We start from the raw sequence: 12,822 nt of genomic DNA, 5'->3' as shown, positions 1-12,822 counted from the left end.
CGTTAAGACACTAACACCTGAAGCTAGCGCGTCTACCAATTCCGCCACCTTCGCGTACCAGCAATACCAGGAAGTATTGCAACCACGGAGGCGCATTCTAGATGTTTTCTGAGCGTCGTCAACAGTTAATTTGGTATCGCTTTCCTGATTGGCTTAAAAAGCGACACCCGTCAGGTTTAACGCTTCTTCGCGCCGCGGCCCATCACGGCGCGATAGACCTTAAAGCGCCCGGTTTGCGCCAGCACTTCATGGTTGCCGAAGGCTTCATCCAGCACATTTGGATAGGGCAGGAAGGCGTTAGCGACGATGCGCAGTTCGCCGCCGATATTAAGATGGCGCACCGCCCCACGGATCAGCTGTTGCGCCGCGTCCAGGCTAGTTTGCATCCCATCATGGAACGGCGGATTGGAGATAATCATATCGAAGCGGCCATTCACATCGGAATAGACGTTGCTGGCAAAGACCTGGCCTTCCAGCTCGTTAGCCGCCAGGGTTGCTTTTGCCGCTTCTACCGCCGAAGCGCCCACATCGGTCAGCGTTAAACGAACTTTCGGCGAATGGCTGGCCAGCATCACGGACAGCACGCCCGTGCCGCAGCCCACATCCAGCACTTTACCTTTGGTGTGTGGCGTAAAGGTGGATAACAGTAGTTGGCTGCCCACATCCAGCCCATCGCGGCTAAACACGCCCGGCAGTGTTTTGATGGTCCGCCCGTCAAACTGATAGTCGCCCCACCATGCGTCAGCGTCGAATTCCGGCTGTTTTTCTAGCTGGCCGTGGTACAGCCCGCAACGGCGTGCGCTGTCGATTTTATTCAGCGGACAAAAGGCCTCAAGGATTTGCTCGGCGCTGCGCACGCCGCTGCGGTTCTCGCCCACCACAAACACATCGCAGCCAATCGGCATCAGCGACAGCAGATTCATCAACTGGAACTGGGCTTCCGGCTTGTTCTTCGGCCAGTAGTAAATCAGGGTATCGCTGTCGGCGATAAAGTCGGCGTCCACGGTCAGGCCGTACTGCGCCCTGTCGCCCATCGTCTGAGAGAGCGTCTGCCAGTGGTGATAAAATTGCGTGAAAGCGCGACTGGCTGCGGTTTCAAACCGGGCGGGCAGGTCATCCTGAAGATCTCCGGCGAACAGCACGCGGCTTTCGGCAAAATCATCACTGTGGCGCAGCAAGACTTCGCTTGCCGGGGTAAAAGCAGACATGAAACTCTCCTGTATAAACGTAGGCGGCGATTATAACCCTGACCCGCTTGCGGCTGCACCTTTGTTGGCGCAGGCGGCGTGGATTTGCTATATTTGCGCCCTTCCGGCAATAAGGCAGGCTTTGCGATGACATCCCGACGCGACTGGCAATTACAGCAACTGGGCATCACCCAGTGGGTGCTGCGTCGCCCGACGGCGTTGCAGGGCGAAATCGCCATCTCGCTGCCCGCCCATATTCGCCTGGTAATGGTGGCAGACGCGCTGCCAGCGTTAACTGCGCCGCTCATCCGCGATCTGCTGCTCACGCTTGGCGTTAGCCCCGATCAGGTGCTGGCGCTGACACCTGACCGGGTGGAAATGCTGCCCGCAGACAGCCGCTGCGTAAGCCTGTGGTTAGGTGTGGAGCCGCTGCCCTCGCTGGACGGCACGGCATTACGCACCCAGACGCTGGATCAATTGCGCCAGGACCCCGCGGCGCGCGCCGCATTATGGCAACACATTTGCGAACATGAACACGATCTCTTTACTCACGAGCAGTGACCTCGACCGGGCATTTGCCATTGAACAGCGCGCCCACGCGTTCCCCTGGAGTCAAAAAACTTTTGCCAGCAACCAGGGCGAACGTTATCTCAATTTCCGGCTGGATGTGGCGAACGAGATGGCCGCTTTCGCCATCACTCAGGTGGTGCTGGATGAAGCGACGCTGTTCAATATTGCCGTCGATCCGGCATATCAGCGCCGGGGATTGGGTCGCCAGTTGTTGGAACATTTAATTAGCGAGTTAGAACAACGCGACGTGTTTACGCTCTGGCTGGAAGTCCGCGCTTCCAATACAGCCGCCATCGCGCTCTATGAGAGCCTCGGTTTTAACGAAGCGACAATACGCCGTAATTACTACCCCACTGCGGATGGCCATGAAGATGCCATTATCATGGCCCTGCCATTGGGTTGATAACACAACAAGATAGGTGAAGTGATGAACTGGGACTGGATACTGTTTGATGCTGACGAAACGCTGTTTACTTTTGACTCGTTCGGCGGTTTACAGCGGATGTTTCTCGACTACAGCGTGACCTTTACCGCTGAAGATTTCCAGGATTACCAGGCCATCAACAAGCCGTTGTGGGTCGATTACCAGAACGGTGCCATTACCGCGCTGCAACTGCAACATAACCGCTTTCAAAGCTGGTCAGAACGTTTAAATGTCGCCCCAGGCGCGCTGAATGACGCATTTCTGAACGCGATGGCGGAAATCTGCGTCCCGCTGCCGGGCGCGGTATCGCTGCTTAACGCGCTAAAAGGAAAAGTGAAACTGGGTATCATCACCAACGGTTTTACCGCGTTGCAGGAAATTCGTCTGGAGCGCACCGGTCTGCGTGACTACTTTGATTTATTAGTGATCTCCGAGCAGGTTGGCGTAGCCAAACCCGATGCGCGGATCTTCGATTATGCTTTTGAGAAAATGGGCAACCCGCCGCGCTCGCGCGTACTGATGGTGGGCGATACGCCGGAATCCGATATTCTGGGCGGCATCAATGCCGGGCTGGCGACCTGCTGGCTGAGCTCAAGCGGACGCACCTTGCCGCCCGAGATCAAGCCCACCTGGCAGGTTTCGTCGTTAAGTGAACTGGAGCAGCTGTTGTGTAAACACTAAACACTGATTGTCTGAGATTACCAGCCAGGTAAAATAGCCGCATTTTTCGATTTCCAGTCGCATGGCCTGCCCATGCCCTTATGAAGAAGATTTGATTATGACCTTGTCTCCTTATTTGCAAGAGGTGGCCAAGCGCCGCACTTTTGCCATCATCTCTCACCCGGATGCCGGTAAAACCACCATTACCGAAAAGGTGCTGTTGTTCGGACAGGCGATCCAGACCGCCGGTACGGTAAAAGGCCGTGGCTCCAACCAGCACGCCAAATCCGACTGGATGGAGATGGAAAAGCAGCGTGGTATTTCTATTACCACCTCCGTAATGCAGTTCCCGTATCACGATTGCCTGGTGAACCTGCTGGACACCCCGGGCCACGAAGACTTCTCTGAAGATACCTACCGTACCCTGACGGCGGTGGACTGCTGCCTGATGGTGATCGATGCCGCGAAGGGTGTTGAAGATCGTACCCGCAAGCTGATGGAAGTGACCCGTCTGCGCGACACGCCGATCCTGACGTTTATGAACAAACTGGACCGCGATATTCGCGATCCGATGGAACTGCTGGATGAAGTCGAGCACGAACTGAAAATCGCCTGCTCACCGATCACCTGGCCGATCGGCTGCGGAAAACTGTTTAAAGGCGTCTACCACCTTTATAAAGACGAAACCTACCTCTACCAGACCGGTAAAGGCCACACCATCCAGGAAGTGCGCATCGTTAAAGGGTTGAACAACCCGGAACTCGATGCGGCGGTGGGTGAGGATCTGGCGGCGCAGCTGCGCGACGAACTGGAACTGGTGCAGGGCGCTTCCCATGAATTCGATCGGGAACTGTTCCTGAGCGGCGAAATCACGCCGGTCTTCTTCGGTACTGCACTGGGCAACTTCGGCGTGGATCATATGCTGGATGGCCTGGTGGAATGGGCACCTGCCCCGATGCCGCGTAAAACCGACACCCGCGAAGTGGAAGCCTGGGAAGAGAAGTTCTCCGGCTTCGTATTTAAGATTCAGGCCAATATGGACCCGAAACACCGCGACCGCGTGGCGTTTATGCGTGTGGTGTCTGGCAAATACGAAAAGGGCATGAAACTGCGCCAGGTGCGTATCGGCAAAGACGTGGTGATTTCCGACGCGCTGACCTTTATGGCGGGCGACCGTTCACACGTAGAAGAAGCCTATCCTGGGGACATCATCGGTCTGCATAACCACGGCACTATCCAGATTGGCGATACCTTTACTCAGGGCGAAATGATGAAGTTCACCGGTATCCCGAACTTCGCGCCGGAACTGTTCCGCCGCATTCGTCTGCGCGATCCGCTTAAGCAAAAACAGCTGCTTAAAGGGCTGGTTCAGCTATCCGAAGAAGGGGCGGTACAGGTGTTCCGTCCTATCGCCAACAACGATCTGATCGTCGGCGCGGTAGGTGTACTACAGTTTGACGTAGTCGTGGCGCGCCTGAAAAGCGAGTACAACGTTGAAGCGATTTACGAATCAGTTAACGTAGCGACCGCGCGTTGGGTGGAAAGCGATGACGTGAAGAAGTTCGAGGAGTTCAAGCGTAAAAACGAAATTCAGCTGGCGCTGGACGGCGGCGATAATCTCACTTACATCGCACCAACCATGGTTAACCTCAATCTGACCCAGGAACGTTACCCTGACGTGACGTTCCGTAAAACCCGCGAGCATTAATCCTCTCCCAGGGCGCGGCACACGCCGCGTCCCGTCACTTTCCCTGTCTTTTTAGTCCCTTGCGGATTGTTCTTAATTTCCTTCGTTTGTTGCCGGTTTGCTCATTTTTCGCGCAGTCAACCAGGCGTTTTCAAGATTGTGATCTATATTTAACAAAGTGAAGAACAAATTGCCGGGTTAATGTGTCATCTAACTTAGGTTTTTTGACGGTTAATCCTGATATTGGTTTCGATCACGATATTAACAGCTAAGAATGTCAATGTGATGTAAAAAAGTAGTGAACAGGATTGTTTCTGCTGTAATCCATTGATTCTTGGTGATTTAGCAACTGCCGTGATGGCGTTGCTGCTTAAGGAGAGGCTACTCGGTAAGTAGCTCAAGGCTCAAATTCTGGGCAAACCTACAGGAATGAATCGATGAACAAGACTAAGATTTCAAAAACTCTGATGGCTGTTTTGTTGGGCTCTGCACTGGCTTCCGGTTCCGCGCTGGCTGAATCCGAAACCATGAACAAAGTCGAATCAACGGCGGATAGCGCAGGGCAAAAAATCGATAACTCTATGAATAAAGTCGGTAATTTCATGGATGACAGTGCTATCACAGCGAAAGTAAAAGCGGCTCTTGTGGACGATGAAAACATCAAGAGCACCGATATTTCGGTAGAAACCGATAAGAAAGTGGTCACTCTGAGCGGCTTCGTAGAAAGCCAGGCGCAGGCTGAACAGGCCGTGAAAATCGCCAAAGGCGTTGAAGGTGTCGACTCAGTAAGCGACAAGCTCCATGTGCGTGATGGCAAATCCGGCTCCAAAACCGACTCTGCAAAAGGTTATGCAGGTGATGCCGCTACCACCAGTGAAATCAAAGCCAAGTTCCTGGCCGATGACATCGTTCCTTCACGTAAAGTGAAGGTTGAGACCACCGATGGCGTGGTACAGCTTTCAGGTACGGTCGAGTCCAAAGCACAGTCCGAACGTGCTGAGAGCATCGCCAAAGCCATTGATGGTGTGAAAAGCGTTAAAAACGATTTGAAAGTTGAGTAATTCACACCACGAAACCCCCTCTCCTGGTGAGAACCGGGAGAGATGGTAAGCATCACCACCAGATAACACCGCCGGTAAGCCGGGCTTGCTCAGAAGCGGTAGCAATTAAACTATGGTAAAGGAGAGTCTTATGTTTCGTTGGGGCATTATTTTTCTCGTGATTGCGTTGATTGCCGCGGCGTTAGGCTTTGGTGGCCTGGCCGGCACAGCGGCTGGCGCAGCTAAAATTGTCTTCGTAGTCGGTATCATTCTGTTCCTGGTCAGCCTTTTCATGGGCCGCAGACGTCCATAGTGTGATACAACTGCAACAGGTAACCGGAAAGCCAGTCACTGCGACTGGCTTTCACGGTTTTACCGTTGCGCCCCACGCGGCAAGGTTGTTGCGGTAGCGCTTAGCGTGGTATCTTTTTTGTTTATGGCGAAAGAAAAACTAACATGTTGATTGCTGGCGGATTATTCCGTTTACCGGCACAACAACAATCAGGAAAGCAGGGTGGGACAACGTATACCCGTTACGCTCGGCAACATCGCGCCGCTTGCGTTAAAACCGTTTCGTCCCGGAAAGCTTGCCCTCGTTTGTGAAGGGGGTGGGCAGCGTGGGATCTTCACTGCCGGCGTGCTGGACGAATTCATGCGCGCAAATTTCAACCCGTTCGACACTTTCCTTGGCACTTCCGCCGGTGCGCAAAATCTCTCTGCCTACGTCTGTAACCAACCGGGCTACGCGCGTCGTGTGATCACCCGCTATACCACCAGCCGCGAATTTTTTAATCCGGTGCGTTTTGTGCGCGGTGGCAACCTTATCGATCTCGACTGGCTGACCGAAGCCACGGCAAGCAAAATGCCGTTGGCGATGGACAACGCCAGCCGACTGTTTGACGGCGGCAAAGCGTTTTATATGTGCGCCTGTCGTAGCGACGACTATTCGCCGGGTTATTTCTCGCCAACCAATACCACCTGGCTGGATATACTGCGCGCCTCCAGCGCCATTCCCGGCTTCTACCGGACCGGCGTAGAGCTGGACGGCATCAGTTATCAGGATGGCGGCATCAGCGACGCGGTCCCGGTACGTGAAGCGGCGCGGCTGGGTGCCAACACCCTGGTGGTGATCCGCACCGTGCCGTCGCAGATGTATTACACGCCGCAGTGGTTCAAGCGCATGGAGCGCTGGATGACCGACAGCAGCCTGCAACCGCTGTTGAACCTGGTACAGCATCACGAAAAAACCTACCGGGAAATCCAGCAATTTATTGAAAAGCCGCCAGGTAAACTGCGCATTTTCGAAATCTACCCGCCGAAGCCGCTACAGAGTATGGCGCTGGGCAGCCGCGTCCCGACATTGCTGGAAGACTACAAAATTGGCCGTTTATGTGGACGCTATTTCCTGGCGACGGTAGGCAAACTGTTAGTGCCGACCCCGCCGGTCATGCGCCATGTGCCGCGTATCGTTACCCCTGCGCCAGTGGTGGTGGTACCGCCAGCCACCGTCGCCAACGACGCCGTTGCCGCCACGCTGGTCAACGCGCCACAGGCCAACGATCCGGCGTTTGAAAATGAGGATCTGGCGTGACCCGCCGTTTTATCGATACCCATTGCCACTTTGATTTCCCACCGTTTACCGGCGATGAAAACTCAGCCCTGGCGCGCGCCGCGCAGGCAGGCGTAGAAAAAATCGTCCTGCCTGCTATTGATGAAACGCGTTTCGATACCGTTCTCGATCTTGCGCATCAGCATCCGGCAATCTTTGCCGCGCTGGGCCTGCATCCGATTGTGATTGAAAACCACACCGAAGCGGCGCTTGAAAAGCTTGACCGTCGGCTGGCGCAGCGCCCGGAGAAACTGGTGGCGGTGGGGGAGATCGGGCTGGATCTGTATCGCGACAATCCGCAGTTCGAACGCCAGGAATGGTATCTCGACAGACAGCTCCAGCTTGCCAAACGCTACGATCTGCCGGTGATCCTCCATTCGCGCCGCACCCATGACAAACTGGCGATGCACCTTATGCGCCACGATCTGCCGCGTACCGGCGTAGTGCACGGTTATGCCGGCAGCCTGCAACAGGCGGAGCGCTTTATTGGTCTCGGTTATAAAATCGGCGTGGGGGGCACCATTACCTATCCGCGCGCCAGTAAAACCCGGGATGTAATAGCGCAACTGCCGCTGGACGCATTACTGCTGGAAACCGATGCCCCGGATATGCCGCTTAACGGCTGGCAGGGCCAACCCAATCGCCCTGAGCGCATCGCGCTGGTGTTTGAAACGCTATGTGAACTGCGCAGTGAAGCACCGGATGAGATTGCCGCCGCCATCCTGGCAAATACCCATCAGGTGTTTGATCTATAGATAGAGTGCGGGCAAAACGATATCGCGAATGCCGCGCTGGCGTAGCGCGCTGGCTAACTGCTCCACGTCCTGTCTGGTGGCTGTCCGCCACTCCCGCGCCATACCGTAGGTTCCATGATGATGAAACGCGTTAATCCGCAGCGTAATCGGCCCCAGTTCCCGCAGAAAAGCGCTTAATGGGTCGATATGATGAAGATAATCGCTGTGCTCTGGGATCAGTAACAGCCGCAGTTCCGCCAGCTTTTCCTGTTCAGCCAGAAAGCGGATACTCTCAATGATCCGTAGGTTACTGCGCCCGGTGAGGAACTGATGTCGCTCGGGGTGCCAGGCCTTGAGATCCAGCATCGCGCCGTCCATGACCGGCAATAGCTTTTCCCATCCCGACTGGCCCAGCTCGCCGTTACTGTCTACCAGGCAACTCAGATGGTGCAGCGCGGCGCGGCCTTTAATCGCCGCAAACAGATCGCGCACAAACGGCAGTTGGGTCGTCGCTTCGCCGCCACTCACGGTAATGCCTTCGATAAACGGCGCTGCGCGTTCCACCTGCGTTAAGACCTCGTCCACGCTTAGCGTTTGCGCCATTGGGCTGGCCTGCGACGGGCAGCCCTTCAGGCAGGTATCGCACTGGGCGCAGCGCGTTTCATCCCAGATAACCTGCCCGTCGCGCAGCGTTAACGCCTGCTCCGGGCAGCCGGGAACACACTCGCCGCAGTGGTCGCACAGCGCGATGGTGTATGGGTTATGGCAGCTTTTGCAACGCAGATTACAGCCCTGTAGAAAAAGAGCCAGGCGGCTGCCCGGCCCATCCACGCAGGAGAACGGCAGGAGCTTATTGATCGAAGCGCATCTGCTGTTCATTGCTTACCACGCGCGGTTTACGTTGCAGGATCCCGGTATTGCGGGCGGCTTCTTCACCCAGCCAGGTGGTATTGGTGCGTGACCCTTCCGCGCGGAATTTCTCCAGATCCGATAACCGCACCATATAACCGGTTACCCGAACCAGATCGTTGCCGCTGACGTTAGCGGTAAATTCGCGCATCCCGGCGTTAAACGCGCCCAGACAGAGCTGTACCACCGCCTGCGGATTGCGCTTCACCGTTTCGTCGAGCGTTAAAATATCGCTGATGCCTGACGGGTAGTAGCGATGATGTGGCGCAACGGCCAGCAGATGGGTGACCGGATCGGGCTCATCGCCGTAAGGCAGACGCGCGCCCGGCGTGGTGCCCGCGTCGCTGCTGATACCGGACTGGGCATGCAGCAGGGCGCGTTGATTCCAGCCAAAGTCCACCGGGGTGTTTTCCACATAATCGGCCAGCGCGGCGCTGATGCGGTAACCCAGTTCGTTGGCCTCGGCGTCTTTCCCGTAGCGGCCCGCGATCCCGGATTTATCGCACAGTACGTTCACCGCCTCGGCCAGCGCGTAGATACCAAACATCGGCGCAAAGCGTTGCGGATCGATCAAGCCTTCGCGCACCAGGAAACTTTCTGTGAAGAAATTCGACTCCTGATACAGAAATGCGCAGCGCGCGTTGATGATAGCCCGTTGTTGTTCACAATAATAAGGGAGCGCGCGCGCAAAGAAGTCGTCGACGCTATGGCTGCGCGCCGCCACTTCGCTGAGATTAATACGCACCAGCGTACTGCCGCCGCCGCCCATTGGCAGCGAGTTATAGCAGCTGACGATGCCGTAATTCCCCGGTGTGAAAATTTTATCATGCACCGGGCCGTTGGCGATGTGGGGTTTAGAACATTCACAAATGTTATTAGCGACGGTGAGTAGCAAATCGTCCGGCGTAATCTGCGGGTCATAAATAAAGGTCAGATTAGGCGCAACCTGCTTGAGTTCTGCGTCGGCACGTAAGATTGCGCGCGCCACCATCGAATCCTGCGGGCCAATATTGGTATGCATAAACGCATCCGGCAGGACGCGATCGAGGTAGCGCCAGAAACGTTTTATGCGCAGATCGATTTCATCTTGTGTTAGAATTCTAACATAAGGCGACAGCAATGCATCCAGATGCCCCAGGAACACCGGCATCGACGTTACCGACGGAACGTGATGGTAAAGGATGGTGAGCATCGACAGCGCATCGTCGAAATCTTCGGCGGGCGGCAGCTCCAGCCATTCGCTGCCCTGAGCGAGAAATTTAGCGTAATCAGGCAGCACATAGCGAGGCTTATATGGAGCGTGGCCTTCGAACATATCGCAAATAACGCCGTCCGCCAGCGCCTGGCGCGCGGTATCCGGCAAAGCCGGATAGGGCAGCGCATTCTCGGCTTCCAGCGCCAGAAAATGGCGTTTCTGAGCCGGTGAAAGCCCCGCCGACGTAACGATATTTTGGCAGCGTTCCAGCAAGCCGGCTTCGTGAAGTTCAGACATGATGTGTCCCTTACATGTTGTCAGTGGTGCCAATGTAAAACGATTCACGCGATGCGCTTTTGATCCTGTCACCCACATTGCGTACTGAACGGCCAGTCTGCCCTAAAAATTTTGAGTTACATCACATATGCAGTGTATGACGAGTCGTATCGATTTCCATAACTGTGATGTCTGTCTAAGAGTAAGCGTGAGCAGATGTTAGAATACTAACATTCCGCGCGGTGATTAATGAACCGGCGAACCCGGCTTCCATCTGGAGAAACACATGACCGATTTAACCAAAAGCAGCCTTCGCGCATTGCAATTAATGGATTTAACCACCCTGAACGATGACGACACCAACGAGAAAGTCATCGCGCTGTGCCATCAGGCCAAAACCCCGGTGGGCAATACGGCGGCGATCTGCATTTATCCGCGCTTTATCCCGATTGCCCGTAAGACACTGAAAGAACAGGGCACCCCGGATATCCGTATTGCGACGGTGACTAACTTCCCGCATGGCAATGACGATATCGAGATCGCGCTGGCGGAAACCCGTGCGGCTATCGCGTACGGCGCAGATGAGGTAGACGTAGTATTCCCGTACCGCGCGCTGATCGCGGGTAACGAGCAGGTTGGCTTTGAACTGGTGAAAGCCTGTAAAGATGCCTGCGCCGCAGCCAATGTGCTGCTGAAAGTGATCATCGAAACCGGCGAACTGAAAGAAGAAGCGCTGATTCGTAAGGCCTCTGAAATCGCCATCAAAGCGGGTGCGGATTTCATCAAAACCTCTACCGGTAAAGTGCCGGTAAACGCCACGCCGGAAAGCGCGCGCATCATGCTGGAAGTGATCCGCGATATGGGCGTGCAGAAAACTGTGGGCTTCAAGCCTGCCGGCGGCGTACGTAGCGCCGAAGACGCGCAGAAATTCCTGGCGATTGCCGATGACCTGTTCGGCGCTGACTGGGCCGATTCCCGTCACTATCGCTTCGGCGCATCCAGCCTGTTAGCCAGCCTACTGAAAGCGCTCGGCCACGGCGACGGCAAAAGCGCCAGCAGCTACTGATTCCTTTCCTGCGGCGGGCAACCGCCGCCTAAAATCTGCTATCTCTGGGGGTTACCTTGTTCCTCGCTCAAGAAATTATCCGCAAAAAACGTGATGGTCACGCGCTCAGCGACGAAGAAATTCGTTTTTTCATCAACGGCATTCGCGATAACACTGTCTCAGAAGGGCAAATTGCCGCGCTGGCAATGACCATCTTTTTCCATGATATGACGATGCCAGAACGGGTTTCGCTGACCATGGCGATGCGCGATTCCGGCAGCGTACTGGACTGGAAAAGCCTGAACCTCAACGGCCCGATTGTGGATAAACACTCCACCGGTGGCGTGGGCGATGTCACCTCCCTGATGCTTGGCCCAATGGTGGCGGCGTGCGGCGGCTACGTGCCGATGATCTCCGGTCGTGGCCTCGGCCATACCGGCGGCACGCTGGATAAACTGGAAGCCATTCCGGGTTTTGATATTTTCCCTGATGACGCGCGCTTTCGCGCCATCATTAAAGACGTCGGTGTAGCGATTATCGGCCAGACCAGCTCGCTGGCCCCGGCGGATAAACGCTTCTACGCGACCCGCGATATCACCGCGACCGTGGATTCTATCCCGCTGATCACCGCCTCGATCCTCGCCAAAAAACTGGCAGAAGGGCTGGATGCGCTGGTGATGGACGTAAAAGTAGGCAGCGGCGCGTTTATGCCGACGTATGAACTTTCCGAAGCGCTGGCGGAAGCGATCGTCGGCGTGTCCAACGGCGCAGGGGTGCGTACCACCGCGCTGCTGACCGATATGAACCAGGTGCTGGCCTCAAGCGCGGGTAACGCCGTAGAAGTACGCGAAGCCGTACAGTTCCTGACGGGCGATTACCGTAACCCGCGTCTGCTTGATGTGACCATGGCGCTGTGTGTGGAAATGCTGATCTCCGGCCGCCTGGCCCGCGATGAAGCCGACGCCCGTCAACAGCTACAGGCAGTACTGGATAACGGCAAAGCCGCAGAGGTGTTTGGCCGCATGGTCAGCGCCCAGAAAGGCCCGGCGGATTTCGTTGAAAATTATGATAAATACCTACCTGCCGCGACCCTGAGCAAAGCGGTGTACGCCGATCGCAGCGGCGTGGTCTCTGCGATGGATACCCGCGCATTAGGTATGGCGGTGGTATCGATGGGCGGTGGACGTCGTCAGGCTTCCGATCCGATTGACTATAGCGTGGGCTTTACCGATATGGCGCGTCTGGGTGACAGCGTTGACAGCCAACGCCCGCTGGCGATTATCCACGCCAAAAATGAAGCCTCGTGGCAGGAAGCAGCTAACGCTGTTAAAGCGGCGATTGTTTTAAGCGACACCGCGGCTGAAGCCACGCCGGTAGTTTATCGCAGAATCAGCCAGTAACCGTCTTCGCTTCCTGGGCGAGCCGCATTTAGGTATACTGATCTGATCGCATTTTTTTAACGCCACAAGGCGTTAGATAGCGCAAC

The 12,822-nt window shown here is 55.6% G+C and carries 13 protein-coding genes; 10 read left to right on the top strand and 3 right to left on the bottom strand.

Going from position 1 to position 12,822, the window contains the following annotated elements:
• Positions 1-176 precede the first annotated feature (176 nt).
• On the bottom strand, positions 177-1,208 hold the full coding sequence (gene rsmC / locus RT120_RS08560) for a 16S rRNA (guanine(1207)-N(2))-methyltransferase RsmC (protein ID WP_312981818.1): 1,032 nt from the start codon (positions 1,206-1,208) through the stop codon (positions 177-179).
• A gap of 126 nt (positions 1,209-1,334) precedes the next feature.
• Here rsmC and RT120_RS08555 point away from each other — a divergent pair, with 126 nt between their 5' ends.
• The 8 genes from RT120_RS08555 to RT120_RS08520 all read left to right on the top strand — a co-directional run bounded on the left by RT120_RS08555 (position 1,335) and on the right by RT120_RS08520 (position 7,932).
• Positions 1,335-1,748, top strand: a complete 414-nt coding sequence (locus RT120_RS08555; RefSeq protein WP_312981816.1) for a DNA polymerase III subunit psi — start codon at positions 1,335-1,337, stop codon at positions 1,746-1,748.
• Positions 1,717-2,160, top strand: a complete 444-nt coding sequence (gene rimI, locus RT120_RS08550; protein ID WP_312981815.1) for a ribosomal protein S18-alanine N-acetyltransferase — start codon at positions 1,717-1,719, stop codon at positions 2,158-2,160. Before RT120_RS08555 ends, rimI begins: the two co-directional genes overlap by 32 nt.
• 24 nt (positions 2,161-2,184) lie before the next feature.
• The gene (gene yjjG, locus RT120_RS08545) at positions 2,185-2,862 is read left to right on the top strand and encodes a pyrimidine 5'-nucleotidase (protein WP_312981813.1); all 678 of its coding nucleotides are present in this window, start codon (positions 2,185-2,187) and stop codon (positions 2,860-2,862) included.
• A gap of 97 nt (positions 2,863-2,959) precedes the next feature.
• Complete coding sequence (gene prfC, locus RT120_RS08540; protein WP_312981811.1) at positions 2,960-4,549, top strand: peptide chain release factor 3; 1,590 nt, start codon at positions 2,960-2,962, stop codon at positions 4,547-4,549.
• Between the two features lie 416 nt (positions 4,550-4,965).
• Entirely contained in the window at positions 4,966-5,589 is a 624-nt protein-coding gene (gene osmY, locus RT120_RS08535) for a molecular chaperone OsmY (RefSeq protein ID WP_312981809.1), read from the top strand.
• A 130-nt stretch (positions 5,590-5,719) separates the two neighbouring features.
• Positions 5,720-5,881, top strand: a complete 162-nt coding sequence (locus RT120_RS08530; protein ID WP_002437547.1) for a DUF1328 domain-containing protein — start codon at positions 5,720-5,722, stop codon at positions 5,879-5,881.
• Positions 5,882-6,082: 201 nt separating this feature from the next.
• Positions 6,083-7,159 carry a patatin family protein gene (locus RT120_RS08525; RefSeq protein WP_312981808.1) on the top strand — a complete coding sequence of 359 codons (1,077 nt, stop codon included), beginning with the start codon at positions 6,083-6,085 and terminating at the stop codon, positions 7,157-7,159.
• Complete coding sequence (locus RT120_RS08520; RefSeq protein WP_312981806.1) at positions 7,156-7,932, top strand: TatD family hydrolase; 777 nt, start codon at positions 7,156-7,158, stop codon at positions 7,930-7,932. The genes RT120_RS08525 and RT120_RS08520 overlap by 4 nt, the downstream gene beginning before the upstream one ends.
• On the opposite strand, the gene RT120_RS08515 is transcribed toward RT120_RS08520, so the two are convergent.
• Both RT120_RS08515 and RT120_RS08510 read right to left on the bottom strand, forming a co-directional pair.
• Positions 7,927-8,790, bottom strand: coding sequence for a YjjW family glycine radical enzyme activase (locus RT120_RS08515; protein WP_312981805.1), 864 nt, complete (start codon positions 8,788-8,790; stop codon positions 7,927-7,929). The two genes, RT120_RS08520 and RT120_RS08515, sit on opposite strands and share 6 nt — an antisense overlap.
• Positions 8,762-10,312 carry a YjjI family glycine radical enzyme gene (locus RT120_RS08510; protein WP_312981803.1) on the bottom strand — a complete coding sequence of 517 codons (1,551 nt, stop codon included), beginning with the start codon at positions 10,310-10,312 and terminating at the stop codon, positions 8,762-8,764. Before RT120_RS08510 ends, RT120_RS08515 begins: the two co-directional genes overlap by 29 nt.
• Positions 10,313-10,577: 265 nt before the next feature.
• Between RT120_RS08510 and deoC the strand changes: the two genes are divergently transcribed.
• Positions 10,578-11,357, top strand: a complete 780-nt coding sequence (gene deoC / locus RT120_RS08505; protein WP_312981801.1) for a deoxyribose-phosphate aldolase — start codon at positions 10,578-10,580, stop codon at positions 11,355-11,357.
• A gap of 56 nt (positions 11,358-11,413) precedes the next feature.
• A complete protein-coding gene (deoA, locus tag RT120_RS08500; RefSeq protein WP_312981800.1) occupies positions 11,414-12,736 on the top strand; it encodes a thymidine phosphorylase in 1,323 nt (440 codons plus the stop codon).
• Positions 12,737-12,822: the final 86 nt, after the last annotated feature.

Origin of the sequence: Atlantibacter sp., assembly GCF_032062175.1 — a bacterium.
Lineage (GTDB): Bacteria > Pseudomonadota > Gammaproteobacteria > Enterobacterales > Enterobacteriaceae > Atlantibacter.
This window is presented reverse-complemented; position numbering and strand designations above follow the sequence as displayed.

Bases quoted from the DNA above. Each gene is read 5' to 3' on its own strand.
- prfC (WP_312981811.1), top strand. From the start codon at position 2,960: ATGACCTTGTCTCCTTATTTGCAAGAGGTGGCCAAGCGCCGCACTTTT.
- RT120_RS08515 (WP_312981805.1), bottom strand. From the start codon at position 8,790: ATGAACAGCAGATGCGCTTCGATCAATAAGCTCCTGCCGTTCTCCTGC.
- osmY (WP_312981809.1), top strand. From the start codon at position 4,966: ATGAACAAGACTAAGATTTCAAAAACTCTGATGGCTGTTTTGTTGGGC.
- rimI (WP_312981815.1), top strand. From the start codon at position 1,717: ATGAACACGATCTCTTTACTCACGAGCAGTGACCTCGACCGGGCATTT.
- deoC (WP_312981801.1), top strand. From the start codon at position 10,578: ATGACCGATTTAACCAAAAGCAGCCTTCGCGCATTGCAATTAATGGAT.
- RT120_RS08555 (WP_312981816.1), top strand. From the start codon at position 1,335: ATGACATCCCGACGCGACTGGCAATTACAGCAACTGGGCATCACCCAG.
- RT120_RS08510 (WP_312981803.1), bottom strand. From the start codon at position 10,312: ATGTCTGAACTTCACGAAGCCGGCTTGCTGGAACGCTGCCAAAATATC.
- yjjG (WP_312981813.1), top strand. From the start codon at position 2,185: ATGAACTGGGACTGGATACTGTTTGATGCTGACGAAACGCTGTTTACT.
- RT120_RS08530 (WP_002437547.1), top strand. From the start codon at position 5,720: ATGTTTCGTTGGGGCATTATTTTTCTCGTGATTGCGTTGATTGCCGCG.
- rsmC (WP_312981818.1), bottom strand. From the start codon at position 1,208: ATGTCTGCTTTTACCCCGGCAAGCGAAGTCTTGCTGCGCCACAGTGAT.